This is a genomic window from Stenotrophomonas sp. WZN-1 (assembly GCF_002192255.1).
Taxonomy (GTDB): Bacteria; Pseudomonadota; Gammaproteobacteria; order Xanthomonadales; family Xanthomonadaceae; genus Stenotrophomonas.
Window position 1 is genome coordinate 2267700 of the sequence record NZ_CP021768.1, and the last position, 25967, is coordinate 2293666.

The following is a 25967-nucleotide window of genomic DNA, read 5'->3' on the forward strand; positions in this document are numbered from 1 at the left end:
CGCGAGGACGGGTTGGGGTCGGGGTTTAGATCTGCAGGCTACAGAAGCGCTGCGACGGCGGTGGATCGGACCGGCAGGTAGGAACGTCTTTGTAGTACTGGGCTTCGGCGGGCGGCAACAAGGCCGCGCTCAAAGCGAAGTTCAGCGGCGGCAAGGCCAGTGAAGGTACCTGTAGGGCCTTGATGTCTTGGCTAGTGACGTGGTCACGCAGACAATGCTGGTCGCATAGCGCCGGCGCCTGCGGATCGGGCATCTCCATTCCTTCGCAGCCCGCCATGATCGTCCGGGGTTCCGGCGGCGCCTCGTTGATCGGGCACGCATACGCTGCTAGCGCGACCTGTTGGAACAACAATGCCAATAATGCCAGCCAAGCGAAGCGCAGCCGCAGTGACCGAGTCCGGAACTGGCGTAATTTCATCGGCGTTTCCCGCAGCACAACACTGTGCCATGGCGAACGAGCGCCATGGTCGGGATTCGCGCGAAACGGGCCAAGGACGAGGACATCGCTAAGAAGTGTACTGCGGACGAGTCCATTTGGAAGCGCGACGAATTCAGAAAGTTCCCGAGATCCAGCGGTTTCGTACTGGTCAAGGGCTGGCAGAAGGCGCCTGCGGGCTATCAGGCGGGATAATTCAATATTATCCCGTGTAAATTTATAGCCGAAGTTATGACCACTTCCGTACTTTATTGTTATGTAATTACGTGGTATGTAATACATTACGAAATAGTCGGAGAGGGCGATGGCACGCGGCGGCTTGTACAAGAGCGACATCCAGAAGGCCCGCGATACGCTGCGGGCGCAGGGCAAGCACCCGTCAGTGGACGCGGTGCGGGTGGCGCTGGGCAACACCGGCTCCAAGACCACCATTCACCGCTACCTGAAGGAACTGGAAGAAGAGGAAGGGCAAGGCCTGGGCGCCAAGGTTGCGGTCAGCGAAGCCCTGCAGGATGTAGTAGGCCGGCTCGCCGGGCGCCTGCACGAGGAGGCTGAGATCGTCGTCACCGAAGCACAGCAGCGCTTCGCGGCCCAGCTACAGGAGCGTACGGGCGCATTGGAGCAGGCTCAGCAGAAAACAGCCGCACTCGGCGATCAGTTGCAGCGGACCGAGACGATCCTGCAGGAAGAGCGCGCCGCCCATGCGTCGACCCAGCAGACCTTGGCCGATCGGGTGACCGAGGTGGCCCGACTCAATGAGCGCATCGCCGGCCTGACCGCCCGCCTGGGCGAGCACGAGACCCATGCGAAGTCGCTGGAAGAAAAGCATGCCCACGCCCGCGACGCACTGGAGCACTACCGAACCTCGGTGAAGGAGCAGCGCGAACAGGAACAGCGGCGCCACGAGCACCAGGTGCAAGAACTGCAGGTCGCGCTGCGCCAGGCTAACGAGGCCCTGACGGCCAAGAACCACGAATTGCTCCAGCTCAACCGCGACAACAGCCAATGGCTGGAGCGCCACGGGCGCCTGGAGCGGGAGCTGACCGAAGTCCGCCGCGGCATCGAGGTCCAGCAAAAGGAACTGGACGCCTTGCGGCTGATGGCCGCAGAGCATCAGGCATTGCAGGGGCGGTGGGCCGAAGACGCACAGGCTCTGGAGAGGGCGCGGGCCGAGTTGGCCAGTGTTCGTGCCGAAGCGGCCAAGGAGCGGGAACGCCGCGAGCAGGCCGAGATCGAGGCCTTGCGTGCCGGCGTACGACTGGAAACACTGGAACAACTACTGGTGCAGCTGAAACCCGATCAGGCCGCTGCCGACACCGCGTCAGGCGAAAAGGGGCGGGGTCGTGGATAGCCTCGACAAGGTACCATTTTTTTCCGACATCCTCATGATTCATAAGAGGAAATTTGATTCTATGGGGCATTTTTACACGTATCTCGGCTGAATCCCCAGGGCCTTGAGCTCGAAGTTCAGGCCGCGCGGAAGAATGCCGACCTCGTCATCAAGCTCCAATAGCTCTGACAGCGAGCGCTCCTGTTCGCCTTTCACCTTGTTGAGCACCAAGGTGTTGATGCCGTGCGCCTTCAGCTGAGCACGAACCATCGGCTCGACCATGGGAAGTAGGTTGATCCCGGTCGTGTCCCACTCATGCTGCAGGCCTGCCACCAAGCCCCGTGCGATCTGCTTGTGGTGCCCCTCGGGAGCGCCCGGACTTCTACCCACGAAGGACAGAACGTCATTGAAGGAGCTGCTGAATCGCTCAGAGAGCTTTCGCACGCTGGTTAGAATGAATGGTGCCAGCAAGAAGGTGTAGCGGGTCTGGCAGACATTTTCGACCGCAGCCGTTTCGAGGTGTGCGGGATCCGTGGGATCAAACGGTGGGTGCGAGCGTAGCGGTACGCCGTCGGCGTCCAGCTCAGTGCTGCCAAACCAAGCGCTGAAGTAGTCTGCCTTGAGTGCTTTGGCGTGTTCCACTTCGGTAGTGAAGTCCGAATAGTCGGTGAAGCTGAACGCAATTCGCATCAGCGAGGTTGGATAGTCCGTCGCTGCGAGGTGTTCGTCCACCCATTGGCGCTGATGTGGTCCAGTCCGGCGGAGGATCCCTCGGGGCTGATGATGCGCGGCATGAACAGGGTGGTGCCGCCGACCTGCAGGCTCATTGAGCTGATCCTGGCGACAAACTGCAGAAGCGCTGAGGCGGTGGCCTGGCCGCTCTGCTGGGCCTGGGTGGCGCGTTGGGCAATCCGCTGGGCGAGGTCCCAGTCGTTTTCGGTCCAGTCCAGGTTGGCCAGACCGTCCTCCCAGCCGGGCGCGCTCAGCAGTCCCGGCTCAAACGGGACGCTGAGCAAAGACAACGGCGATTGCGGGCGCGGTTGCCCGTCAGCGGGGTCAGCAGGGTGGAAAGTTGACATGGAATACCCCTGTCAGGGCCTGGGGAGGATGCCGGTCAGGCGTCGGTGACGTACGGTCGCGTGCCGGCCAGGCAGTAATGCCGCCAGGTGGCACCGCGCTGGTTGCAGCGGCCCCCAGTGGTGGATGGTGTCCTGCATTGCACGCAAAGAGCAGATCGCCGCTAGACGTCGTTAAAGGCCCAGCGCTCGTTTGTGAGCCAGCGCCGCCTTGGCGCGCCAGCCCATCACCGCTCCGCCAGCGGAGAAGCCGATCGCGTAGTGCAGGCCGACGTTGGGTGCGGTGCCCACCAGTGCAATTACGCCACTGACCAGCGCGAGCGCGGGGTACACCATTCCCAGCAGCAGCACCCGCAGCGAACGGGAGCGTTCAATGCCCGCCACACCGGCGTAGCGCCAGCGCACGAAGCCATCGTGTAGCAAGGCGTGGCTGAGCGCGGCGATCCCGCCGAGCAGCAGGCCCGCCAGAACGTGATACAGCTCACTCGGTACCCGGGCATGCAGCGTTGACATGATCGGAAACAGCGCGATGAAGAGCGCGAGCATGGTCATGTCGGCTGCGTGCGCGCGTCGGGAGATGGTGGTTGTCATCGGTGTGTCTCCTTTCGTTGTGCAATGAATTGGGCGATGGCATCGGGGTCGTCCCACAGCGGCCGTACGTGTGCCCGGTCGGCGTGTTGCTGTGCAGCCAGGGCGTGGTCAGCCGACCAGTCATGGCACGCCCGCCAGGCCTTGGATGGACGATAGAAATTGGCGTGCTGCAGTTCGATAAACCCTTTGCGTCTGAGGAAGGCGGGCAGCCGGGGATTCTGTACGCGCTCCACGAACAGCGCCGGCCACGGAATCAAGGTATCGCACAGCTCAATGAATTCGGTCAGCCAACCGCGGCCTTTGAGGCGGGGGTTGAGCTGGATATTGCTCAGGGTCAGTACCGGAACCGCATCCCCCAACCCGGCCAACGGCTGTCGTGCGTGCTTGATCCAGATCCGGGTGCCGGCGCGCTTGAGCTCTACACAGTCGGGGATCTCGGCGGCATCGACCAGCGAGATCCACTTGAACAGCTGTAGTTCGATGCTGGGGATCCGGTTCAACTGGGCATTGCTCATCATTGATCGGGTGCCTGGTGGGTCTGTTGGGCCAGTGGAGTGGCGGCGGGAGCGCTGCCCTGCCCCGCCGGCGGGTGATCGCGCGGGAGGGGCTGCTCGCAGCGGTCATCGGCCTACCGCGGGCGCGCCTTGCGGAGCGGTTTGGGTTTGGTTGGCACCGGCGCTGCCGGCGGGGTCAGTGCAGCGCGCACCTGCTCGGGCAGATCGCCCAGGCGCTCAAGCTGGCTGGCATAGGCGCTGGCCAGTGCGCGCTGGATGTCGCGCTCGCGCAGCGCCTGGGCGCTGGCCTGTTCGGCCTGCTGACGGGCCGAGCTCAGCTCGCTGAGCTCACGCTGTTGCTGGCGGGCTTGTGTGGTGACGCTGTGCTGAAGCTGCTGCAGGGCCTGGCGCGCCCGGTCCACCTCGGCCACGGCGCGGTCCTCGGTGGCGCGCAGGTGCGCCAGCAGCTCATCGCGCTCGGCGCTGTGCTGGTCGGCTTTCTGCGCCAGCTCGGTGCGCAGCGCGGCCAGTTGACCTTCCAGGTGTTCGTTACGCCTATACGCGCCGTCGCGTTGCCGGAGCAGGTCGTCGCGCTGGTTGTGCAGCTGTTGCAGCTGCTCGCGCAGGGCGGCTGCGCTGGCCTCGGCTGTGCGGGCCTGGTGCTGGGCCTGGGACAGTTGCTCCAGCGCCTGGCTGCGCTCTTGAGCCAGCACGTCCTGCTGGCTGGCCAGGGCGGCCTGCGCCGCCTGCAGATTGGCGCGTTCGCCGGCCACCACGGCCTGCGCGTGTTCGGCGGCGGCCTCCAGCGCGGCGGCCCAGCAGCGTTGCGCCAACGCGTCCACCGCCGCCGGCACGTCCGGGCGGCCCTGTTCCTGGGCGCGCTGGCGCAGGCGTGCGCCGACGCTGGCCCACCAGGTCTCCAAGTGACGGGTCACGGTATTGGGGGAGCCGGTCCCCAGGTGGGCACGAATGCGCTCCACGGTGGGCCGCTCCCCGCCGGCGACGAGGTCATCGGCGGCGTTATGCACATCCAACTCGGTCAGGCCACGGGCCATGCGGGTCTCCTGGGTTCAAACTTACGGCGGCAGGCGCTGCACTTCCGATAATGTAGAATTATCGGAAGTAGCGAAGCTACTGTGTAGCGAGGAATACATAGTACATATGAAAAACATCACTTCTACGACCGTTGATCGGACGCTCGCCCTGCCCGAGCCGGCCCGGCTGTCGGCGCAGGCCGCCACCGCCGCCGATCAGATCCTGGCGGCGGCGCGCAGCGCCAATACCACCCGTAGCTACCGCACCGCCCTGCGCTACTGGGCCGGCTGGTACCAGGGCCGCTACGGCCAGTCGCTGCGGCTGCCGGTGCCGACGGCAACGGTGGTGCAGTTCATCGTCGACCACGTGGCCCGCGACACCGCCGAGGGCGTGCGCTGGGAGTTGCCGGCCGCGTTGGACCAGGCGCTGGTGGCGGCCAGGTTGAAGAGCCGCCCCGGCCCGTGGCGCTTGGCCACCCTCACCCACCGCGTCTCGGTGCTGAGCAAGGTCCATCAGCTGCAGCAACTGGCCAACCCCATCGACAGCGCCGAGGTGCGCCAGCTGCTGGCCAGCGCCCGCCGGACCGCGCACAAGCGTGGCGAGCGCCCACGCAAGAAGGTTGCGATCACCCGGGTGGAGCTGCACGCGCTGCTGGCCACCTGCGGCCCCGACCTGGCCGGAGTGCGCGATCGTGCCCTGCTCTACTTCGGCTTTGCTACGGGCGGTCGCCGTCGCAGCGAGGTGGCGGCCGCGACCCTGGCCCATCTGCGTGCGCTGCCCGAGGGCGGCTTTGTCTACCACCTGGACCAGGGCAAGACCCTGCAGGACGGGCCCAAGGCCGGCGGCAGTCCGGACAAGCCGCTACTGGGCGCGGCCGCGACCGCGTTGCAGGCATGGCTGGACGCCGCCAAGCTCGCCGAAGGGGCGCTGTTTCGCCGGGTGTGGGGTAACCGGGTCGGCCCGGCGTTGAGTGATCGCGCCATCGCCCTGGTCATCCAGCGCCGTGCCGCGCTGGCCGGCCTGGAGGGAGACTTTGGCGGGCACAGCCTGCGCTCGGGCTTCATCACCGAAGGGGCGCGCCAGGGCGTGGCCCTGCCCGCCCTGATGGCGATGACCGATCACCTCTCGGTAGCCAGTGTGATTGGGTACTTCCAGCAAGGCGGCGCGGTGAACAACCCCGCGGCGCGACTATCGGATGCGCCCTGATCGCGGGCTAGACCTTCCACGTCCAGTTGGAACCATGAATGCGGCGATTGCCCTGCTGGTTCCAGGTGTAGGGCTTCCACATCAACGCCGGCGGCGCGCCACCGTACTTTGACTCATCCGCCAGCCGGGTGAACACCTCGTCGGTAATCCACGTGGACGGTTCCAGGTCCAGCTCGGTCAGCTTAGCAGCGTGATTGGCAGCGCGCCCCACCCATACGATGTCATTACCGCCGCGCACCCCGGTGCGCGCAGCGCGGATTGTACTGCTGTCGATTCCGACCACCTGCTTCACGGTGCCGGCCCAGTGCGGATACTGGCACCGCAGTGCCGGCACGACGATATTCTTGACCGCGTAGTTGATTTTCAACCCTGCCTTGGCTGCTGGCGTGGCTTGCCGGTCACCGACCCAGATACCCATGACGCGGTCACCGTCGTAGGAGGTAATCTTGCCGCCCTCCTTCTTGATGATGGTGGCGGCGCAATGCAGGAACGCTTTGTAGATCTCCGCGCTCAGCCACCAATGTTCGGCATCGACCATCTTGGTAGAACCCTTGAGGTCTGCGTACAGCACGGTGGCGCGATCGAACTCGACCGCCTCATTGCCCAGCCGCAGATCCTCAGGATCGGGCACAACCTGCCCTTGCCGAGTTGACCACCTACTTTGCGCAATCGCTTCCACTGCCGCCGTCATCTCTTCCAGCAAGGCCATGGTCAGTCCCTCGGTCCAGCGGCGAGAATCCGGGCGCGGATCTGCTCGCAAGCCGGTGCCAGCAAGGCACGGGCATCGGCACCTGGTTTGTAACGATAGGGAACGGTCGTCAGCCCGGCCAGGTCACTCGGCAGCTTCAACTTGTCCTCGCGCGGCTCCATTAGGAAGGCGCGCCGACGTCCCAAGAAGCCAATGAACATGCCCAGCTCGAAGACGACGTTGTCGCGCATGACCGGCCACTCGTCGCCACGGCTAATCACCATGTCATCGGCATGCGCCACGGCAATCGCAAAGTCGGCCTGTTCCAACTGACTTTCCAGCTCATCCAGCGTGTAGTTGGCCGCGCGGAAGACACCGTGGTCCCAGACCACCGTCAGGAAGGGGTCATGCTCGAAATGCTGAACCAGCAGGCGGGTGACCGGCAGCGCCTCCACTGAGGACATCACGAAGACCCGGACCTGTTCGCGGGGCGTGGTGATCATCCGGTTGCGCTCCTTCAGCCGGCGCGACAGGTTAGCCGCCAGCCGTCGCCAGATCACCGGGTGCGCATCGGCGATGCGACTGAAATCGCTTTCAGGCACCTTCAACACCACAGTAGGTTCGGTGGCGGTTATGGTCGCCGCACGCAACTGGGTGGGTTCGATGGCTGCCATCTCTCCAACGTGGTCGCCGACGCGGCGGGTGTTGACCACCTTGCCATTGACGACCACGTTGACCGCGCCCGCCACAATAAAAAACACATCGGTCTCAGCGTCGTCCTGGGTAATAAACGAGCCGCCAGCCGGCACTTCCAAGATTTCTCCGGCTTCGGCCAGCTGAACCGCCGCCCCCTCCAGCCCAGCCAGCGTCCGGAACTCGGCCAAGGCCGCCACCAGTCGCCTGCCGCCGTCCGCAGAAAGTCGCTCCACAATGCTTGCCGCCATACTCCCCCCTTGAAAGTGTGAACTGTCTCCCAATATACGGCAAATGAACCAGTCGAAACCCGGCTGGCACCCGGCCCGAGAGCGATGCGACCCGCTCTGGCCCGGTCTCCAATTGGCCGCAGGGAGCTGGACGATGGGACATAGCTGGAAGGAAGACCGCACCAAGAAGCGCCTCGCCACCCGGTACGAGGAAGTCCGTAAGGTCGACATTCGTGACTACACTCGCGAAACCTCGCTGGACAACATAGCGGTCAACCGCGCCTATCGGGTTAACGGCGCGCATGTCTATATCGACATTGTCAATCTCCAGGACATGCTCAACTGCACCAATGTCGAAGGCGAAACGTGCCACAAGCGCACTCTCCGCTTCCTGAATCAGCACTATCGCGCCGTCCACCGCATCTTGGTCGAGAGCGAGGCAGTCCGCGTTGACTTCCACAACCAACGGTTGCATGCGGTGGTCACCAAGCCCTATGGCGATGCTGACGAACGTGCACGGGTTGAGCGCGCGGTGGCCATTGCCCAGCTGACGATCGACGTGCTGGCCGAAACGGGCGATACCGATGAGCACATCCCCAATGCCCAAGTCCGGGTGGGCATCGACAGCGGCATGGCGCTGGCCGTCAACAACGGTCGCCGCGCCAGCCGCGAGCCGCTCTTCCTGGGCTCCCCGGCCAATCAGGCTGCCAAGTGCGCAGGCCATGGCGTGGCGGAGGGCATTTACCTCACCCATGGTGCACGGGCGCTGCTCGAGCTGCCGGCGCTGAGCGGCGACAAAGACCGCACCACGCCACTGACCCAGGACCAGGTCGCGGCCTGCGTCGAGGCTGCAGATCTGGGCGTGTCCAAAACGCGGATCATCGAGCTCTGGAAGGAGGAGCAGGAGGACCTGCCCATCGGCGACTTCGAGTTCAGCCGACCTGCCCCGCCGATCTCCGATCTGAACTTTAGTCTGCTTAGCGCTGCTAACTCCAAGCGCTTCGAAGGTGTGTCGCTGTATGCAGACATCGACGGCTTCACCAACTTCGTCGACAAGCATCTGGAAGAGGATCCGGAGCATCTGGTACGTGCTCTCCATGTGCTGCGCTCAGAGCTGGATGCGGTTGTGCACCTGGACTTCGCCGGGCGGCGTATTCGCTTCATCGGCGACTGCCTGCAGGGCGTGCTGCTGGAGGGGACCTCGTATGAGACCGATACCGAAGCGACGGTGAGTACAGCTGTGCAGTGCGCGGGTGCACTGCGCAGCAGTTTCGCTGCGGCCATTGATCACCTCAACTCCGAGGGTTCGACCACTGAGCAGTTGGGGCTGGCGATCGGCTTTGAGCTGGGCCCGCTGGCACTGTCCAGGCTGGGCATGAAGGGAAGTTTGCTGCGGTGCGCAACCGGGAGGGCCGTACTGGCCTCGGAGGCAGAACAGCGACAGTGCAATGGCGTGCAGACCGCGATCGGCGAAAAGGCCTTCAATGCCGGTACCGACGCAGTTCGCCGCGTCTTCACATCTGACCGAAAGGTGGACAACCTCGACTACGCAGCGGCGGTTGAAGAGCTTGCCGCGTCGGGTGACCGGGTAGCCAAGGCGGTGTTGGCGGCCCATTACGCAGAAGCAGCACCCGCAGTGGTTCCCGCCCTTGAACAGCCAATCCGTCCGCACGCAGATATCCGCTGATGGCGCTGGCCTTCGATCTGCTGCAAAGCGTGGCATCGGACTACGGTGCCACGCTGCACCGCGCTGCAGGCGGTGGACGGGCTGAGATCTCGATCACTCCTCCAGGCGGAGCTGTGCGCGTGTTCACCCTGGCGATCACCATCATCGGGGTGAACGTGGCTGCCCGGGAAGTCCCAGGATATGACCAACTTCCGCATTTCTGCCCTGATCGACACATCAACGCTGACGCAACCTTCTGCTTGGGGTGGGGTGAAGACAAGCCGGGGCACATCATCGACGATGCCGCAGCTAGACAGTGGTGGTCGACCGTGTATCGCTTCTTGGCCCAGCAAATCATCGCAAATGTACGCAGGGTCTTCCCCGGCGCTGAAAACGGCCGCGCCCATGGCGACGCAGCCAGGCACCAGGCTATCGCAGAGCAAGCGGCCGAATGCTTGGGCCCAGAATTCAAGGCGGCGGCGCAAGCCGGACTTTTCGAAGTCCGGAAAGATGAGCGGCCGGGCAAGCATCGTCTTGAACTCTGGCGTAGCGGTCGACTGCTCGCTCGCGTTTCGCTCCGCAGCAAAGCCCTGCTTTCGGAGAAGCTGCCCTGCCCTTGCGGCTGCCAGCCGGAGCGCACGATAGCGGAATGCGGGGACCACGCCCAAGCTTTGGCGACCTTCGTCTTGGAGCGGCACCGCTGTGCGGTCGCCGACAGGGCCTTCCTTGATCAATTCGCCGCAGCGGGAGCGACGTGCTGCGGAACCCTGGAAACATGCGGTATTCGCAAGGCCATCCGGCGTAAGCAACTCGCATCCATGAAGAATGAGGGCTCTCAACATGCAAGAAGTTCCAAGTACTGGCGACCACCTGCCAAGTCAAAGCGACCGCGTTAGTGCTGCATGGCAGCAGCTGCAACTTGTCCTTGGCTTCTTTTCGCGAGTAGACACGAAGCTATCGGTCGGCCTTGGCATTAACCTGGGCATGCTGGCTATGCTGGCCACCCGACTCCCTAAGCCGGAAGAGCTTACGTTACTTGTCTCTGTCGTCAGCGTACTGTTCCTGACGCCACTCACATTGAGCTTCTGGAACTTGTGGTGGGGTTACTTCCCCGACCTTCGTGGCGGATCCGATTCGCTGATCTTCTTTCGTCGAATCGACAGATTGACAGAATCCGACTTCCTGCGCGCCTGTGAGACCAGAACACTGGATGGGCTGGAGCGCGATCTGCTGAGTCAATGCTGGAGAAATTCTAAGATATTGTCTTCAAAGTTCAGGTCTTTGAAGCGAACATATCTTGCCACTAGCCTGGCCATTGCACCTTGGATGGCGCTCATTACCGTATTGCCGCCCCCTCCAAAGTAAGAGCGGCCGCTTGAGCCAGTCCCCACTCTCGCCTCATCCTTTTGATGGAGTGCTGTCATAGATACTAGATTGGTGGGTGAACAACCGCGATTCCGCGGCCTTCTCTAGGTCCACGAAACGACCTGATCTCCCTCAGTCTGGATACCACTCGCTCATGTTCCCGTCGCCGCACGCTACCTTTATCGCAGCGACCAAGAGTTCTCAGGCTTGGATGCCGAAAGTGGATTGGGCAACTATAGGATGCCTCCCGTTGAAGCAGCGCCCAGTGCGGTCTATCGGTTACTCCATCCAGAATCGCGCGTTGATCAGATCCACAGAACGCCTCCTGGATCTCCGCGAGCGCGCGAACCCAATGTTGGAATGAACTGATCAGGCAGAGCTGCGCCGCGTGCAAGCTTGCAAGCCCAAAGTCAGAACCAGTGCTGGCCTCAGACGCTCGAGCCAGCCATCGCTCCATTCGCTCGAACTCGCGGCTCCACTGAAGTCGCCAAAGTGTATAGGCCTGTCCCAAGCAGCACATGTCTGGCTGAATGTAGATCTGCTTGCTCCTCCCATGCCCAAGCCCTCCCATAGCAGCTGTTGCGTATTTCCAACACGCGCCATGACCTCGCAGATAGCTTCGGCGGAGGTGGCGCGCAACGCATCTAAAGAGAAGCTCGTACGGCTGGAGCGTGTTGTCGGCTGACCGCTGAAATTCAGCTTCCAGCAGACGTGTCACCCTAGCGACATTCGGGACCAACTGGAAGCCTACAGGTGCCGGCTCCATGGCGGCAGCGATTCGTGAATTTGGGTTCAGATCCAACGCTCGCCAGTTCCATGCGGCCCTGTCGTTCGGCGATCGGGAGCCCCATAGAGGGAAAGCGCGCCCAGTTCCTGGCTGCTGATAGCCAGCACTGAGTTGCTCAGTGTGTGACTGCCAACCCTCCAGCTCATCGAGCGCGATAACCACAGAGTCAATCTGGCGACTGTCTCTTAGTACCGGGGCGGGCAGAGGCAGAAGAGATTTCCCGCAGCGCAGACAAACGAATCCATTGCAGCTCACGCCTTTGGTTTCCAGTGCATTGCCGCAAATCGGACAACGCTCTTGAAGCGGCCGGCCATGAATGAAGCAGTTTCGAAAGATGCGATCTTGCTGATGCCCATAGTGCATGCCGAAACCAATGCACACTGGGCAGTACCGCAATTCATCCTCAGGGAGCCATCGTCGCGGGTCGGCAAGCATGCGAGCCACCTCGCGCAGCTCTTCCTGCTTGGCCAAGCACGTGGCTGTACCCGTGTCAGGCAAGAGCACCGACTGATCAGTCAAATGGAATCGCCATGCTCGTTTCGTCTTTAGCCAAGCTACGCGGGAGTGATTCAGCCAACCCAGAATCTGAACGATCGACCACGATGAGCAGTAGTCATCGATCAGGAGTCGACTCCAGGCAATCATGCGCGTTCCTGGCGACCGACTCGACTACGGCGGCCGGCGGTGATTAACGCAGGTGGACTGCGTGCACCATAGTCCGAATCTGCGATTGCTCGTTCCCAGTCACCGCGGGAAAGTACGAGGTCATCGGCATCGCTGGCCTCCGCGTCGAGTCCCACCAACATCAGCGCTTCGGCTATCCATTGCATGCTCACACCCTCTCGCTCTATTGAGCCTCCAGAGCGTGCACGGAACGCCTCAAACATATCGTTGGCACACTTCTCAAGTCGAAATCCATGGTTGTAGGCACGCGGCCATAGGTACTGGGTGTAGGACCACCCAGATCCCGCCGGATACTCCGTTTCCTCATCGCAACAGCGCAGGCACACCCGAATATCCGTCGCATCCTGCAGGCTTCTGAATTCATTGAGTCGGGACATGAACCTCTCGCTAAGATCAGGCATCTGAACTTTGAGTCTGTCATGCAGTGCGCACAACTGGCTTTGACCAAAGAGGACCACTGTCACCTTGATATCGCGCACGGAGAGCCAATTGACCAATCGCTTCAGCCATCCGAGCTCTTTCGCATGGAGGTTCTGGGCTTCGTCGATCACGAAGAAGAGACGTCTCCCGACTATCGCTAGGGAATAGAGCGCTCGTTCAATCTGATTTCGCTTTCCAGTCAGCGTGCGATCGATGCGCCCCTCATAGCCGATCTCGGACAGTAGGTCCTCAATCAGTGCACCTTCTGCTGGCACCTCCTTGGATGAGGGTTCGTAGACTATGAAGCCACAGCCCGGAAACTGAGTGGCCGCAAGCTTTCGCAGAGCAGCTATGCAGGATGACTTGCCAGAAAGTGGGTGGGCCCAGAAGGCAACTGAGGATCGCGCACGCCTAGCTTTGTCGAAGGTAAGTGTGGCCGCCTCCCTTACGACAGGTGTAGCAAGTACCGCATTCGCTCTCAGAAGCGGATGATCGGCGAGTAGATCTGGATAGGTTGCGCGGATAGCCGCCACATTGTCATGAGCGCACATAAGAACCTCAAGTTTTCCCAATGACGCTGAAGTCAATTGTTGTTGGCTTGCGAATTCGGCGCACAAGCTGCCGCGTGGATTCGCGTGTCGAGCGCGTAATTTGCGACTGCTCAGAGCTATAGCCTTTGCGAGCCTCCTCGGCCACGATGGAGGCCGCCCGAGTCACCCGGACGGACTTCTCGTTAGCTTCTAGTGCAGATTGCTCCTGGCCTATCAGAAATACTTGGGCTGGATGTTGGTCCAACATGTCGTGCGCGCTCTTTATTTTTGCCTTGAGCAAGCGCCGGATTTCGCGCGAATGAGGGTGTTGCCATCGGGAGGAGATCGGCATCAGTTCATCCAAGCTCTCTCCCTCTGCGGTGTAGGCTTGGACAACTGAAATGTCATTGGGATCGGCGTGAATGCGGATCTTCTTGCCAACCAGCTCCCACCGCGCCGCTAGCTTCTGGGATGAATACTCAACCGACGCGTAGGTGATATACGGAAGCCTGCCTTTCGCTTGACTGCCACGCACAGTAGGCCTGCAGATCTCGAGCCTCAGTGGCAGGGACATGGAGTCACGGGACGGGCAAAGCGGCGGCAGCGCCCCCTTGGTGCTGGAAAAATAGTCCAGCAGCTGCTGTGCGGGGCTGCACCCGTAATTGGCCTCCGTGGGCTTGTTGTTCCACAGTCCGACGGCCTTGTCTATTCCGCGCATGATGTCCTCCATGGAAATTTTCAAGCGCACAGCTGCACTCTCTGGGTGGAACCGGCGAGTGTCTACAGGATTGTTACCCGTTGTTGCGCGTGAACGATGAAATACCTCTCGCGCCATCCAGCTGAACACACGTTCAACCAATGAGCGGCGTTTGGGGCGTCTGAGGGCGCCAAAGCTAACGGAAGCACCAGCGGCCTCACGAATCCTGGCACATACGGAGTCGGACAAGTGGGAGAGTGCGTTGTCAACGAAGAGCGTATCAAAGCCGACTCGAATTCCATCGCGCCTATGATCTCCACCGTGTGGAAGCAGCGCTTCCCTTGCTTCTGCCGACAAGCACTGGCCTCCAATTGCCCCATCTATGCATTCCAGGAAATCGGCGCTGGATGGCTGGCGACGCACGACGAGATTCCATGCCAAGATGTGGCTCGTATAACGATCCACCACCACAATGAGACTCAATCTGCGACACGGCACATATCTCATGCCTTTGGGCGTTTGAATCCCGACGGAGAAGATGATGTGCGCTTCATGCTCATCTGCCTCTACCGCTTCGAAAGGGGCCTTCACCCTCATCTTCGCCAATGGCGACGTGCCTCGCTTGGAGCGGTCTCGGCTGATCTCCCCGAACTGGAGCAGCGCAACCCTCTGATGGTTGTCTGCAAAGAACCGATGTACGTATCGATCGAGACTAACCCTTCCTTGGCGCTCAACGCAGAACGGCCAATCTGATGGCGCGAACCCCGCTTCCGTGCAGAGTTTCAGAAATACCTGGTGAGCTGTGCGAGGCGTGACCCGCCCCTGATCCTTTCCCGCTGGGGAGATGCCGGTTGCCAGGTACTTTTCTAAGGCAACTCGTATGCTCGGACAAACAGAAAAGGTTTGCTCAAGTGCACCGGCGTAGCCGCCGTGCGACAGATGCGGCATTGAGCGGACAGGGCGCGCGCGAACATTTGGCTTTGTCCGAATGCCTTTTACCAAACCCATGCAACCCACTAGTCGGCCATCTTGCATCGTTTGGAGACATCGATTCAGGAACAGCACAATCTGATGGCACTGATAACCGTAACGCCCCTTGATTTGTGCGACCGAATCGCCGGCCAGGTAGCAAGCAAGTGCAGCCCTGCGGCGGTTCCATACGACTAGATCCTCCGGATCAAGCGCGCTGAAATCAAATGGCGGCCATGCCTCCATGTCTGCAAGCTCTGCAGGCAAGGTTCTTCTTGTGTACCTAAATGCGGCGGCCATGATTGAGCCTCATCAGCCGCGTGTGCATACACCACGGGGTGGTGTCTAGGTTCGATAGAACCGCGCGTGAGCGCAACGCTAGTACAGCTGCGCCGAGCACAAGCGAAGGATCATGGGCATCGAGATCGTTGACAAGATTTCCTAAGGTAGTGAACCGACGAAGCCGGACGTAGGATTCCACCTCTTCTGCAAGCGGACCTAGATCCATTCCTTGGCAGCGGTGAAACGCTGCGATCGCAGCCCTCCAGTTTCGGACGCGCAGGGACGCGCCAAGTAGATCGCCAACGGCAATTAAGGTAATTGGGCGACCGCAGACTTCCTGAAGCACGGCAATGTTGCCCAGGGTTTTGGGGGAGCCGTCATCCACTACCCGACATTGGGAGGATCCGTCCTCCAAGACAACAACGGCATCAGCAATCGCTTCCTGGCTGCCTATCGAAAGGTCTACTTCTGCTCCCGCGTACTCGGCTCTGTAGACCACTGGATCACCCTCGCAGTAGTAGAACAGGAGCATGCTCAGGTCTCCACTGAGCGTGACAGCGTGGCTGGCGATTGGCGACTTAAGATGCCAGAGGTTCGCAGAGTTACTGGTGCGCGCCGCCCTCACGCCCAAGAACTGTTTTCGCGCTCGCGTCGCCAAACTCATCTGAAGAGATCCCGTCCAAGCCTCACCAAGTAAAGCTTCTTCGGCTGTCGATGAGGGCGAGACTGATGTCACGGTCAGGATCTGACGTGACGCAGGTCGCCTGCTTGATCGCCAGGCCCTGAGAGTCGGCTGCAACCGTACTCCTAGAGTGTCCGCCTGACAATTATCCCGGTGAAATCGGTAGGTCTAGGTATGGAATTAGTTGCAAATTCCGGACTAGATTCACTTTTAGTGGAAAGAGCCACCTGTTCATACTCCCTCCTTACAGACTCAATGTCCGGCAAGCAGATGTTTCGCGGTGCCCGGCTGGCTACGGAAACAGTTGTCCCGTCAGCTGGGCCTCTGGCTCGGCTCTTGCCTGCGCCGAGGCCTCGCCAGCGCGTATGAGGCGCTTCCGTAGGGGCGCTGCCCCTACACCCCTCACTTCACTTCAGATGCGAGATTGCTGTCGGCCGGATCCTCATGGCCATCAATTAGCTCAAAATTGAGAAATTTCTGGCCTGGGAAGCGCAGGCTTAGCACTTCCCGGAATCGGGTCTTCACTTGATCTAGCGACTCAAGCGTATCGTCAACATCCTTAATGATGAACTTTGTTGTTCTTTGAAGCTCATTGACAATCATAGGCCCGAGCAGCTTGCGAATTTCATCAAGCGAAAGCTGCCCTCTTGAGTGCAGTCCATGGGCTTCGGCTTTGGGCTGAAACTGCTCGAGATGCAACTTAGAGCGCCTGTCAATTGCCTGCATTAAGTTCCGAAAACGACGCTCCTCTAACCACAGGTCTGCGACGAGCTGCTGCTCTTCAAGGCCTGACAGAAAGCTGAGGCTTGCCATGTCAAATCGCTCTCGACTTACATCCTCCGAAAGGCTGGCGGCCAAGTTTATTGCAGCCATGTCCCCCATCTCACGAACAGGGTCAACGAAGCTGGTCTTGTATCCTCCGACGATGTTCGTCATTCGGAAGAGGCATTGAAGCGCGGCGCCAGCTTGTGCGATCTCCTTCTCTCGCCGCTCCCTATCCTTCTCCTTCTGCTGATAACGAAATGCGAAGCTGGCACCGAAGAAGGACGCAGCCAGCGTAGCGACTGCTGATAGCCAGTCTTTCTCTAACAGGCTGGCTATCCCGTTTCCAACGATTGTCTGCGCTTCATGCAGTAGTGCGTAAATGCTATTCATTCTGTCACTCCATGATGATTCAAGCTTCCTTACTTGCAGGCCGACCACACCATGTCGTCCATGCGGCGGCCGACCATGTAAGGTCGGTTGGAGCCGTACATGCGGAACACGCGCTCTCGCTCGGCCTTGGCGGCTTCGCATGCGTCCGGGTCCTTGTACTGGGAAATGCTGTGGAGGCGAGCGCCGCCACCGCCGTTTCGATACACAGGGCGCGTTGGTGCAGGTCGAGGCGCGATAGACGCTGAATTCTGCTGCCGAATGGCGTCCAGGCGGCGCTCATTCTCAACTACGCCCTCAGATCGAGGTGCTACCCCGACCGCCCACGTCTTGGTGGCCTCACCGCTGGCGCACGGCGTTGACTGGTATTCGGTCCCGGCCTTGCTGACGCACTTGTAAATCTGCTGGGCGACCGCAGGCGCGGCGAGTGCACACAGCAGCAATCCGGCTGCAATCCTTGTGAACATGGCATCCCCCTGATGCTTGAGCGCCAAGGGAATGGCTGGCGCTCACGGCGGCAGTATAAGCGCCACCAGCCCAAGGCAGGCCAGATGGCCCACGCAGTAGCCGTAGAAGGCCCAACGCCACCGGGATGGCCGCCAGCGCCCACAGGTTGCCGTTGAACCAGCAGATCGCGGCGAACGCGGGTACCAACAGACAGTGCTGGCGCAGATGGAAGGCCAGCCACGCCAGCAACACGAACCCTACCCCGGCCCATTGGTAGTCCATGAATGCCGGCAGTACCGCCGCGGCGAATGCCAGGACAACCCACCTGCGTTGGCCGGCTGCATAAATGGCAGCGGCGTACAAGGCTGCTTGCGGTTAAAATCAGCGGAAATTCCCGTGCACGCTGCAGTACACTTACAGAGGCCCTGAGACCACCGTCAGGGTATTTTTGTCCGATCCCCAAAACAGGTGGACTGTCATATAGGCTGGTGGCGGAGCGTTTTTTTCGCCTCACGTCTGCTTCTCACGGATGATGTATCAGAACGGGCGCAAACAGCGAAGCGGAGGCTCGGTTTGTCAAGTAACGATCTTCAGTTCCCAACGCCGAGCGAAGGGCAGTTTGAGGAGCTGGTTCTCCATCTGGTTGAGGCAATTTATAAGCCAGCACTGCCGGCACAGCTCGTGGGCCGTCGAGGGCAACGTCAAAAAGGGATCGACGTAATTGTCCAGAGTCAGGACGGTCGATGGATCGGCGTTCAATGCAAGCGCTACCTGAAGAAGAAGCTGACTGGAAAGATCATTGCTGACGATCTTGAGAGCGCGCATGACGTAAAGCCCCCGCTTTCATTGTTCATTGTTGCAACTAGAGCTGATCGCGACGGCTCACTGCAGGAAGATGTTCGGCAAATGACCCTGCACGGAAAGCAGGGTGCTGTGCACGTGTGGTCATGGCCTGATTTGGTCGCACTGCTGGATCAGCACGACTTGGCCCACCTCCTCCTTGCTAGCGTCGCGGCAAAGCATCTGCTGCGGGCTTATGAGCACCAGGTTGGGCCTCTACTATTGGGGGCATCAGTATCACTGTCAGCTTCGCCCTCGGTGGACGATCCGCCCTGGCTGGCTAGCATTAGCAAGCTGCTCGCACGGTTTAAGCCATACACGGCACTTGAACAACTAGATGCAATCTCACCACAGGCCGGCGAACAAGTCGCGTATGCACTTGCAAAGATTCGCTGCCTTGTTGGCACTGCTGCTTTTGACGAGGCGGTACAGTTTGTCGATGTGCTGGCGACTCCCACGGCTGCTCAACTTGCGTTTGGCGCGTTCGCCGCTGCCCGTGCCGGTGATCACTCAAGGGCCAGAAAGTGGATTGAGCGTGCCAAAGCATCTACGAGCGACAAGGATCGCAAGCAAGTTTGGTCGCTTGTTGTTTCGGTAGCTATGATCATCGGCGATAGCCCTTACGAGGATTTAATTGAGAGCATTCCGAACGCATTGCTCGATGCTCGCGAAGTGGCACAAGCATTGGGTGACTTGGCAAGCAGTCAAGATCGAGACGAAGAGGCGATAAACTGGTTTGAGAAGGCCGAAGCCCAGGACCCCGGTGGGTCACTTCCCCGCCAAGTGAAGCTGGCTTCCGCGAAAGTATCTCTGGCCTTCGCGCGCGCGCCATTCGGCTCACTCAGAGTGTCGCACCCTAATGACATCAGCTTGGCTGAGGCCGGGAGATCAACACTAGCATCCATCGCGAATGACTTGGCCCAGATCGAGGACCCGCAGGCTCGTGTCGCTGTGCTGAACAACCTATCGCTGGCCGAATCACTTCTCGGTAATGGGATTGGCGCGATCAAGCATGCCGAGGCTGCACTGCGTGAAGACCTGTCAAACGTCGAGATGTGGCAGCGCTACACATCGATGGCCCTGAGGACTGGGCAAGACTCTAATCAAGAGCTTCTTCTGGCAGTTCCTGATGATGCTGAGTTGCTGTTTAGAGTTTCAGTGCTCTACAGGGTAGCGGGAAAGCGCGACCTTGCTCTTGCGAGCTTACAAAGCGCGCAGGAGCTCGGGTTTCAGGACGAGGGGCTAGAGACGGAAATTTTCCGCTCACAGCACCAAAGCCCCCTGGGCAATGAAGCTGTCGCGATCCTAATGGAACGGCTCCGTGGTGCTCCGGCAGTGCCCTTGGCAACTTTGGTGCTTGAGCACATTGACGACCCTGCTATGGCCCCCCTGCGCGAGGAAGCGCTAGGCATCATTCGTCAGATGGCTGACCGAAGCGAGCTTTCCGTGGAAGCCAGAGCTCTTGTTGCAGCTATGCTTCGCGACGGGGGGCATGATAGGGAGGCCGCTGCTTTTATCCCTGTTGCCGAACAGATGTTGAGCCGCCAAGGGCGCCTCGACCCAACAGCTGCAGACCTCCTAACCTCTCTTCTCCTAACGCAATGGCGGCACCATCGTGCGGACGCAGTGACTGAAGAATGGATTGCGACCTATCCGAAAGACATAAACGCGATTATCGCTCGGGCGAACGTACTTACTTCAAGGGGGCGATTCGGGGAGTTCTGGGACTTTGTTGATTCAGTCTTAGAGCGCGCCATATCTACGCCAGCCGTCTTGGAGAATTATGCGCGCGCTTCCATTCTCACTGGGCGTCTGCGCCGCGGCGCGCGACGCCTGCGAAATGTTGAGCTACCCCCAACCTGCACGGCAACTGCGTTCAGACGAGTGTTCTTCGCTCTGAGTGTATTCAGGGATCCAAGGCTTCAGGATCTCCTCACAGAAGGCCTTGCGCCGGGGCGAGTTGATGCAACGAACGCGGCGGCCCTGCTAGGACTCGGCCTGCGGCGATTTCGTGGCTCGCCAAGTCGAAGCGCGGGCGCTAATACACTAGTGACGCTTTCGGCGCCGAATAGATCTCAGCGAACAATTTGGATTGGCTCAACGCCGAGCCCCGTTCCTGGTGTTGTCCAGCTCGATCCGAAGGGGTCTTGGGCATCCTCGCTCATTGGCCTAAGCGCGGGAGATCACGTCACTCCTTCCAGTGGACCGCTCGCTGGACTCGATGTGTCGGTTGTAGATGTGGAAGACACTGTACAACTGTTTATCAAGGCATCTCGAGACGTTGCGGTTGGCGTTGGAGTGGCAGAAGGCGGGGCCGATGAGATTTCCGCCCCTTCTACCACTGAAATGCTGAATCAGATGAAGGCGATGATCTCAGAGCACGATGCGCAGAGGAATCGCATGCTTAGCATCGCGCATCAACATTGCCTTCCCGCAACTGTAATGGCGTCGCTCTTCAAGAAGCCCGCGCGTGCCTTTATTCAGAAGGTCGATGACTGGAGGCCGAGTGTTCATAGCGGCTCAGAGATCGATCAGCAATACGACGATCGCGTCATCCGAAGCGCCGATAGATTCGTGGTCGACCCCGTCGCCGTCATGACCATTGTCCAATGTGAATGCGAGGATATAGTTCGAAGCTTTGGTGTGCCCGTGATTACCCCGCAGACCCTAATCACTCTCCGGCAGTTCTATTTTCAAGAGCGCGAAAGTCTGAAGGCCGTGGCTCAGGCCCGCGTGGCACCTGGCGGCAAACTGCAGTTTGTGGAGGTTCGGGCCAAGGAACGCGTGGAACATGTCAGATACTGGAAGAAGGTTACTAGATTCGTGGGTAGCTGCGAGACGATTGAATGCGGGAGCGATGAGTGTCTTTCTGCGGTGGGGCACTACGATAGTTTTGTTGACGCCGGACTTGCTTCTTCTTTCGCTCTTGCAAACGAACGGGGCTGGACCATCCTTTCCGAAGAAAAGGGTGTTCGAGACTTGGCTGCCGAAGCGGGAGTGGCTAATCGTGCAAGCCTTCAACGGTTGATCGCGGCTTCGGCTGATTTGCGTCCAAACTCTCTCCTGGCCTCGACAAGGGCTCTTGCTACTCTCGTATCGCTCGGCGGCCACTTTACGGCTATCCCGATGAGTATTCTATTCGCGGCTCTTAAGCTCCCAGCTTTCGAAAGACAAGCTGCATTCAAAGCACTTTTAGGGTCGTGTAGAGAAGCGACGATTCAATCAACTTTTCCAATTCTTGCTGCGCTGTACGCTCATAACAAGGAGCGCTCCAGGGTAGATCGAAAGAAATCTTTAAGCTCATCATGGCTGTTAAAGGAGATTACCCGCGTTCTGCCTCGTGTCCCGCCTCCGCTAGCTAGGCCGCTTAGTGGGTTTATGCTCGAAACATTCCCGGGGCGGGCCAATCGGAAGTTCCGTAGGGCGATGTTGAGATGGATAGGCGAAGGAAGTTAGGGGCAACTTCCTTCTCGGGATGGTCGGCACATGCCCGGCCCTTCAGGGCCCTTGCTCCTTACGTCACGGGGTGCTTTGGGATCAGCTCGCGCAGACGGACGGCATGCGACGCACCGCCCCGCAGAACCCAACCTGTTAACGTGACGCGTCACGCCCGATCACCCCACCCCATTGGCGCCTCACCCCACCCCCACTATAGTTCCACCCCTCACAAGGACGAGGCGGCACACATGCCCTATATCGGAATCGGACTCCACGTACTGGCGGCCATCTACTTCGCGGTGCACGCCATCCGCTCGGGCCAGAGCCTCTACTGGCTCATCCTGCTGTTCTCGTTCCCGCTACTCGGCAGCGTCGTCTACTTCCTGGCGATCTACTTCCCGGAAGTCCGCCATTCGCGCGGCGCCCGGCAGGTCGTCCGTTCCGCCAAGCAACTCATGGACTCGGGCCAGGACCTGCGTAACGCCCGGGCCGAACTGGCGCGCACGCCGACCGTGCAGAACCGGGTTCGCCTGGGCATGACGCTGCTGGATGCCGGCCAGGCGGAGGAAGCCAGAACCCTGCTGGAGCAGGCAGCCAGCTCGCCGCTGGGCGACGATCCCTACATCCTGACCGGTCTGGCGCGTGCCCGCCTCGATTCCGGGCACGCTGCGCTTGCGGTGGAGACGCTGGACGGCCTGTTCGCCCGCCACCCGGATGTGCGCCGCAAGCCGGAACAAACCCTGCTTTACGCGCAGGCACTGGCGGCTACCCAAGCGCCCGGCACCCGCGCCGCATTCGAGCGCGCCGTGGAATGCGGAAACGATGCGGCTGCCCGCTGCCTCTACGCCGAATGGCTGATGGCGCAGCCGCAACCCGACGACCGCGAGCAGGCCCGCAGCCTGTTCGCCAGCATCATCGACGATGCCCAACACTGGTCGCGCCACGCGCGCAGCCACAATGCCGTCTGGTTGGAGCGGACCAAGGCCGCGTTGAAGGGCTACTGACGCCTGGCAGCCGTTGGCAATCCTGTCGCATCTGCCTCGCTCACAGCCTCGCCGGGCAGATGCCGACACTCGCTAGGCTTGCACCACCGACATCGCCGATAGCGTTGCAGCGCAAGGCTCCAGCTTGGTTGCGTCGTATGCAACGATTCTGAAAATATTGAAAGTAGTGACGTCATCAGCCCTACTGCATTGGCATCACGCATAGGTCCGCGTATTCCTTGCCCTGCCACCGTGCATCGGTGGTCGGGATTCGAAACCCCGGTTGTGTGGATGTTGCTCGCACTTGCCAGCCGGCACTGCTTCGCGCGGTGCCGGCTGGCAATCCGTCAGTCGGCTATGGCGGGCGGTGCGTGGAGGCCTTGCGCCTGCCCGGTCATCCACACACGGGGTTTCGAACCACGCATCGTCCGCCACCTTTATCGGTGGCGGCTTCTGCATGCACGCAAGGAGCCCCGCCATGACCCAGCCCCACTCCCCTGCCCCGCACCCGATCCACGACGCGCCCGTCAACGGCCCCGCGCTGGATCCGAACACGCTCATCGCCCTGCTGCATAGCATCGGCTCCGGCGCTGCCTCCGATGGCCAGCCCTGGCCGGAGCGCCACCAGATGCCCGGCCGACGGCTCGCCCTCGCCGACACCGACTGTTCGCTGGCCGGCCTTCGCGTCGTGCTGGAGATCCTGTTGGCCGCACAGCGTGCCCGCGAGAACGGCGAGTTGGAACAGTACGTCGGCCCGCGCGTCATGGAGGGGCTGATCATGGCTGGGCTGGGCCTCGTAGCACACGCCAGCACACGGGTACGCCCGGACGGCTGAGTGGCGCGGTATTTCTGGGCAGCCACCGCGCTCTGTCTCGTCGCAGTGGTTGCGGCACAGGCGCAGTGGCCGGCGCCACCGGTGCCCTCGCCTGTCGGGTTTCAAAGCATCAACGACGATCGATTCTCACAACTGCGCCGCCAAGCGATCCAGTTCGTGGAGTCTCGGCCACGACAGGGCTTCCAGTTTGTGGAGTGGCATCGAGATGCCGAGTTCCAGATTCATTGCCGAGGCGTACCAGTGGTGTGGCTGGAGAGGCGCTCGCAACATCTGCTGTTGCGGGTCTCACTGGACGCGGACCAGCGGGCGCCCGCCGTTCTGCAGCTGCGGGCAATCCTCCAATGGCAGTTGGAGCCATTGGATCATCTGGAACAGGTGCTGGCTGGTGTGCCGGAGCCTGTTCTGATGGACCGGATGCTGCAGGTTCTCGCTGGCGAGGTCCCTGATGGGGCGCGATGTGGCGTGCTGTAGTCGAGCGTGGCTCGACTCTACAATGGTGTTGGCTGCAGCCGACGCGGGCCAGGCGTCAGCGCTCCCTCCGTAGCTGCATGTTTCGGCATCCCTTGCCACAGGAGGCTGCATGCTTGCGGCCCTATCGGCAGATTACGTGCCAGCACGGCACGTCCTTGGAAGACCTATGAGGCCTTCGCTTGCCGGAGACGAAGCAGGCCGACAGACCCGACTTTCCACATGGCAAATGCTATGCAAAGAGAGAAAGCCACAAATGCCAAGCCCGCAAACCCATAGTCTCGCCCGCCATCAGCAAGATCAATCAGCACGAAAACAAGGAGTACTGAATTCACGGCAGCCCCAAGGCAGGCAACCAGCCTGAGTGCCCAGAAGAACATGATGTAGTAAGCCCGAAGAAATCTCTTGTATCTACTCATCTCAAGGGCACCCGGACCCTTTCCCCGCCTGCAACCCAATTACGTCGAGCTTGACTGAGTCGCCATGCTCCCATCCCTCGTAGGTAGATGGTCTCTCTCTTCCTATCGTTTTCTGGCACATCGCTGAGCCGTCATGCGAGCCGCTTGCTCAAGCTCGGAATCCGCGTCCCTCACGCCCTTCAGCGCGGCACTCTTGAGCCATGCGTATGCCTCACTGGATGACTCACAGTCCTGTTTGTCCCTCAACATGAAGAACACGTTGTACTGTGCAATCGGGTGTCCCAGTGCTGCGGCATAGACGAGCCACATATGGGAGTTCTCAATCGTGCCGTTGTCCTCAAAGTGGCGTGAAATCCGAAACGCCGCCTCAGCATCGCCTGCATCTGCGCGCCCAATCAACGCAAGTAGCTGCTTGTCGTCAAGCTCTGCGCCATTATCCGTTGCGATCGACCCGTCAAGCTCAACTATCGGCCTGTCCGGTTGAGGGGGCGCCTGCGCATTAGCCAACCCTGTGCCTGCCAGGTACAGGAGAAGACCGGTTGCCCTGAATATGGTCATCTGATGGCGCCGCCCTTGCTCATGAAATCCACCTGTTCCTCAAGATTGCTGTTGTGCTTTCCCCATGGGGGTGTTTTTTCCGCAGTTCCCTTGATCTGGATGCCCGGAGCTTGTCTTGAAGAAGGGGGTGCGGATTCTCGCTTGCGATGTGTCTGGTGGGGCGCGATGTGGTGTAGTCCAGCATTGCTCGACTCTACAGAGGCGCGGGCTGCGGCGGCTCAGGTTCGTGGATGGAGCCTTCGAGCAAGGCGACGTAGGTGTCCAGGCGGATGCGCATGCTGATCAGCATCCAGCCCAACAGGTACAGAAGCACCATGGCGAGGATCAACAACCCGCCGACCAGACTGACGTCGAAGGCGCCTGCCCAGTCGCCCCATTTCCATCCCCGGAACTGCAAATAGAACGCAATGAGCAGCGGGAATGGCCCAAGGCGTTGCAGCCCGCCGTACATCAGGCCCATGCGCTCGATCATGTTGTTGCGCAGCTGACTGACATACTTGAGGCGGCGCTCGCGCTCAATGCGAGGGAAACGGCGAAGCTCGGTAACCACCGCTTGCCAGTGTGCGAAGTCACCGTCCATCTCCTTGGCGTGCGACAGTCGTGGCTGACTGAATTGGCGGATGCCTCTGCGGGCGGCCAGGGCGCCCCCAACAATGAAGCCCCCGATTTCGATTGCCAGGCAGGCAATAACCACCTGGAGTACTGCGCCAATAGGCAGCCATCGATCCGGAACCTGAGCAGTAAGTATGCCGATGATCGCCGCACCCATGCCGATGCGAAACGACCAGGTCTCCACCCTGCCCGCCTTACGGTAGATGCTATGTTCAACCAGCCCTTGCACCCGCTGGTAGAGCCAGTGGAAGGTCAGTTCCTGTTGCTTCGTCCTGTCTGGCGAATCGAATCCGCCCTCTGCCTGCATATCCATTGCGTCCCCCTGCCCGCCGGCGCAGATGCCGGCGCCACCAT

Annotated in this window: 24 protein-coding genes; 9 read left to right on the forward strand and 15 right to left on the reverse strand. The window is 60.6% G+C overall.

Features of this window, described 5'->3' with window-relative positions; all coding sequences use genetic code 11:
- Positions 1 to 25: 25 nt before the first annotated feature.
- Positions 26 to 763, reverse strand: coding sequence for a hypothetical protein (locus CCR98_RS21320; protein WP_232462995.1), 738 nt, complete (start codon positions 761 to 763; stop codon positions 26 to 28).
- Here CCR98_RS21320 and CCR98_RS10690 point away from each other — a divergent pair.
- Positions 741 to 1787: a DNA-binding protein gene (locus tag CCR98_RS10690; protein ID WP_087922569.1), complete on the forward strand. Its 1047-nt coding sequence runs from the start codon at positions 741 to 743 to the stop codon at positions 1785 to 1787. The genes CCR98_RS21320 and CCR98_RS10690 overlap by 23 nt on opposite strands.
- Before the next feature lie 72 nt (positions 1788 to 1859).
- Here the strand turns inward: CCR98_RS10690 and CCR98_RS10695 are convergent, their stop codons facing one another.
- The 5 genes from CCR98_RS10695 to CCR98_RS10715 all read right to left on the reverse strand — a co-directional run bounded on the left by CCR98_RS10695 (position 1860) and on the right by CCR98_RS10715 (position 4982).
- Entirely contained in the window at positions 1860 to 2456 is a 597-nt protein-coding gene (locus CCR98_RS10695) for a hypothetical protein (RefSeq protein ID WP_087922570.1), read from the reverse strand.
- A complete protein-coding gene (locus CCR98_RS10700; RefSeq protein ID WP_157721528.1) occupies positions 2456 to 2845 on the reverse strand; it encodes a hypothetical protein in 390 nt (129 codons plus the stop codon). The genes CCR98_RS10695 and CCR98_RS10700 overlap by 1 nt, the downstream gene beginning before the upstream one ends.
- A 171-nt stretch (positions 2846 to 3016) precedes the next feature.
- Positions 3017 to 3433: a hypothetical protein gene (locus CCR98_RS10705; protein ID WP_087922572.1), complete on the reverse strand. Its 417-nt coding sequence runs from the start codon at positions 3431 to 3433 to the stop codon at positions 3017 to 3019.
- Positions 3430 to 3948: a hypothetical protein gene (locus CCR98_RS10710; protein WP_232462996.1), complete on the reverse strand. Its 519-nt coding sequence runs from the start codon at positions 3946 to 3948 to the stop codon at positions 3430 to 3432. The genes CCR98_RS10705 and CCR98_RS10710 overlap by 4 nt, the downstream gene beginning before the upstream one ends.
- A 113-nt stretch (positions 3949 to 4061) precedes the next feature.
- Complete coding sequence (locus CCR98_RS10715) at positions 4062 to 4982, reverse strand: DNA-binding protein (RefSeq protein WP_087922574.1); 921 nt, start codon at positions 4980 to 4982, stop codon at positions 4062 to 4064.
- Positions 4983 to 5088: 106 nt separating this feature from the next.
- On the opposite strand from CCR98_RS10715, the gene CCR98_RS10720 reads away from it, so the two are divergent.
- Entirely contained in the window at positions 5089 to 6168 is a 1080-nt protein-coding gene (locus CCR98_RS10720; protein WP_232462997.1) for a site-specific integrase, read from the forward strand.
- 7 nt (positions 6169 to 6175) lie between these two features.
- Here CCR98_RS10720 and CCR98_RS10725 read toward each other — a convergent pair whose 3' ends face one another.
- Both CCR98_RS10725 and CCR98_RS10730 read right to left on the reverse strand, forming a co-directional pair.
- Complete coding sequence (locus CCR98_RS10725; protein WP_087922576.1) at positions 6176 to 6877, reverse strand: adenylate/guanylate cyclase domain-containing protein; 702 nt, start codon at positions 6875 to 6877, stop codon at positions 6176 to 6178.
- 2 nt (positions 6878 to 6879) lie between these two features.
- Entirely contained in the window at positions 6880 to 7800 is a 921-nt protein-coding gene (locus CCR98_RS10730; protein ID WP_087922577.1) for a TIR domain-containing protein, read from the reverse strand.
- A 133-nt stretch (positions 7801 to 7933) separates the two neighbouring features.
- Between CCR98_RS10730 and CCR98_RS10735 the strand changes: the two genes are divergently transcribed.
- From CCR98_RS10735 to CCR98_RS21085, 3 genes are read left to right on the forward strand one after another with little or no spacing between them, the layout of a single operon-like run.
- The gene (locus CCR98_RS10735) at positions 7934 to 9466 is read left to right on the forward strand and encodes an adenylate/guanylate cyclase domain-containing protein (protein WP_087922578.1); all 1533 of its coding nucleotides are present in this window, start codon (positions 7934 to 7936) and stop codon (positions 9464 to 9466) included.
- On the forward strand, positions 9466 to 10341 hold the full coding sequence (locus CCR98_RS10740; RefSeq protein ID WP_087922579.1) for an E2 domain-associated cysteine-rich protein: 876 nt from the start codon (positions 9466 to 9468) through the stop codon (positions 10339 to 10341). Before CCR98_RS10735 ends, CCR98_RS10740 begins: the two co-directional genes overlap by 1 nt.
- Positions 10286 to 10810 (forward strand): Pycsar system effector family protein, encoded by a 525-nt coding sequence (locus tag CCR98_RS21085; RefSeq protein ID WP_157721529.1) that lies wholly within the window; start codon positions 10286 to 10288, stop codon positions 10808 to 10810. Before CCR98_RS10740 ends, CCR98_RS21085 begins: the two co-directional genes overlap by 56 nt.
- 1428 nt (positions 10811 to 12238) lie before the next feature.
- Here CCR98_RS21085 and CCR98_RS10745 read toward each other — a convergent pair.
- The 5 genes from CCR98_RS10745 to CCR98_RS21325 form a co-directional block, all read right to left on the reverse strand.
- Positions 12239 to 13252, reverse strand: a complete 1014-nt coding sequence (locus CCR98_RS10745; protein WP_087922580.1) for an ATP-binding protein — start codon at positions 13250 to 13252, stop codon at positions 12239 to 12241.
- Positions 13253 to 13259: 7 nt separating this feature from the next.
- Positions 13260 to 15197 carry a hypothetical protein gene (locus CCR98_RS21090; protein WP_157721530.1) on the reverse strand — a complete coding sequence of 646 codons (1938 nt, stop codon included), beginning with the start codon at positions 15195 to 15197 and terminating at the stop codon, positions 13260 to 13262.
- Entirely contained in the window at positions 15181 to 15711 is a 531-nt protein-coding gene (locus CCR98_RS21095) for a hypothetical protein (RefSeq protein ID WP_157721531.1), read from the reverse strand. Before CCR98_RS21095 ends, CCR98_RS21090 begins: the two co-directional genes overlap by 17 nt.
- Positions 15712 to 16263: 552 nt before the next feature.
- A complete protein-coding gene (locus CCR98_RS10755; RefSeq protein ID WP_087922582.1) occupies positions 16264 to 17016 on the reverse strand; it encodes a hypothetical protein in 753 nt (250 codons plus the stop codon).
- A 29-nt stretch (positions 17017 to 17045) separates the two neighbouring features.
- On the reverse strand, positions 17046 to 17480 hold the full coding sequence (locus CCR98_RS21325) for a hypothetical protein (RefSeq protein WP_087922583.1): 435 nt from the start codon (positions 17478 to 17480) through the stop codon (positions 17046 to 17048).
- 553 nt (positions 17481 to 18033) lie between these two features.
- Here CCR98_RS21325 and CCR98_RS21100 point away from each other — a divergent pair.
- The 4 genes from CCR98_RS21100 (at position 18034) to CCR98_RS10780 (ending at position 24027) form a co-directional block, all read left to right on the forward strand.
- Positions 18034 to 21756 (forward strand): hypothetical protein, encoded by a 3723-nt coding sequence (locus CCR98_RS21100; protein ID WP_157721532.1) that lies wholly within the window; start codon positions 18034 to 18036, stop codon positions 21754 to 21756.
- A gap of 230 nt (positions 21757 to 21986) precedes the next feature.
- Positions 21987 to 22742: a tetratricopeptide repeat protein gene (locus CCR98_RS10770; RefSeq protein ID WP_087922585.1), complete on the forward strand. Its 756-nt coding sequence runs from the start codon at positions 21987 to 21989 to the stop codon at positions 22740 to 22742.
- 457 nt (positions 22743 to 23199) lie between these two features.
- A complete protein-coding gene (locus CCR98_RS10775; RefSeq protein ID WP_087922586.1) occupies positions 23200 to 23556 on the forward strand; it encodes a hypothetical protein in 357 nt (118 codons plus the stop codon).
- Entirely contained in the window at positions 23557 to 24027 is a 471-nt protein-coding gene (locus tag CCR98_RS10780) for a hypothetical protein (protein WP_087922587.1), read from the forward strand.
- Positions 24028 to 24545: 518 nt separating this feature from the next.
- Here the strand turns inward: CCR98_RS10780 and CCR98_RS10785 are convergent.
- Both CCR98_RS10785 and CCR98_RS10790 read right to left on the reverse strand, forming a co-directional pair.
- The gene (locus tag CCR98_RS10785; RefSeq protein ID WP_087922588.1) at positions 24546 to 25001 is read right to left on the reverse strand and encodes a hypothetical protein; all 456 of its coding nucleotides are present in this window, start codon (positions 24999 to 25001) and stop codon (positions 24546 to 24548) included.
- 193 nt (positions 25002 to 25194) lie between these two features.
- The gene (locus tag CCR98_RS10790) at positions 25195 to 25926 is read right to left on the reverse strand and encodes a hypothetical protein (RefSeq protein WP_087922589.1); all 732 of its coding nucleotides are present in this window, start codon (positions 25924 to 25926) and stop codon (positions 25195 to 25197) included.
- Between the last annotated feature and the right edge of the window lie 41 nt (positions 25927 to 25967).

Coding starts and splice junctions, on each gene's coding strand:
- CCR98_RS10690 (WP_087922569.1), top strand. CDS start 741: ATGGCACGCGGCGGCTTGTACAAGAGCGACATCCAGAAGGCCCGCGAT.
- CCR98_RS10695 (WP_087922570.1), bottom strand. CDS start 2,456: ATGCGAATTGCGTTCAGCTTCACCGACTATTCGGACTTCACTACCGAA.
- CCR98_RS10700 (WP_157721528.1), bottom strand. CDS start 2,845: ATGTCAACTTTCCACCCTGCTGACCCCGCTGACGGGCAACCGCGCCCG.
- CCR98_RS10705 (WP_087922572.1), bottom strand. CDS start 3,433: ATGACAACCACCATCTCCCGACGCGCGCACGCAGCCGACATGACCATG.
- CCR98_RS10710 (WP_232462996.1), bottom strand. CDS start 3,948: ATGAGCAATGCCCAGTTGAACCGGATCCCCAGCATCGAACTACAGCTG.
- CCR98_RS10715 (WP_087922574.1), bottom strand. CDS start 4,982: ATGGCCCGTGGCCTGACCGAGTTGGATGTGCATAACGCCGCCGATGAC.
- CCR98_RS10720 (WP_232462997.1), top strand. CDS start 5,089: ATGAAAAACATCACTTCTACGACCGTTGATCGGACGCTCGCCCTGCCC.
- CCR98_RS10725 (WP_087922576.1), bottom strand. CDS start 6,877: ATGGCCTTGCTGGAAGAGATGACGGCGGCAGTGGAAGCGATTGCGCAA.
- CCR98_RS10730 (WP_087922577.1), bottom strand. CDS start 7,800: ATGGCGGCAAGCATTGTGGAGCGACTTTCTGCGGACGGCGGCAGGCGA.
- CCR98_RS10735 (WP_087922578.1), top strand. CDS start 7,934: ATGGGACATAGCTGGAAGGAAGACCGCACCAAGAAGCGCCTCGCCACC.
- CCR98_RS10740 (WP_087922579.1), top strand. CDS start 9,466: ATGGCGCTGGCCTTCGATCTGCTGCAAAGCGTGGCATCGGACTACGGT.
- CCR98_RS21085 (WP_157721529.1), top strand. CDS start 10,286: ATGCAAGAAGTTCCAAGTACTGGCGACCACCTGCCAAGTCAAAGCGAC.
- CCR98_RS10745 (WP_087922580.1), bottom strand. CDS start 13,252: ATGTGCGCTCATGACAATGTGGCGGCTATCCGCGCAACCTATCCAGAT.
- CCR98_RS21090 (WP_157721530.1), bottom strand. CDS start 15,197: ATGGCCGCCGCATTTAGGTACACAAGAAGAACCTTGCCTGCAGAGCTT.
- CCR98_RS21095 (WP_157721531.1), bottom strand. CDS start 15,711: ATGCTCCTGTTCTACTACTGCGAGGGTGATCCAGTGGTCTACAGAGCC.
- CCR98_RS10755 (WP_087922582.1), bottom strand. CDS start 17,016: ATGAATAGCATTTACGCACTACTGCATGAAGCGCAGACAATCGTTGGA.
- CCR98_RS21325 (WP_087922583.1), bottom strand. CDS start 17,480: ATGTTCACAAGGATTGCAGCCGGATTGCTGCTGTGTGCACTCGCCGCG.
- CCR98_RS10770 (WP_087922585.1), top strand. CDS start 21,987: ATGCCCTATATCGGAATCGGACTCCACGTACTGGCGGCCATCTACTTC.
- CCR98_RS10775 (WP_087922586.1), top strand. CDS start 23,200: ATGACCCAGCCCCACTCCCCTGCCCCGCACCCGATCCACGACGCGCCC.
- CCR98_RS10785 (WP_087922588.1), bottom strand. CDS start 25,001: ATGACCATATTCAGGGCAACCGGTCTTCTCCTGTACCTGGCAGGCACA.
- CCR98_RS10790 (WP_087922589.1), bottom strand. CDS start 25,926: ATGGATATGCAGGCAGAGGGCGGATTCGATTCGCCAGACAGGACGAAG.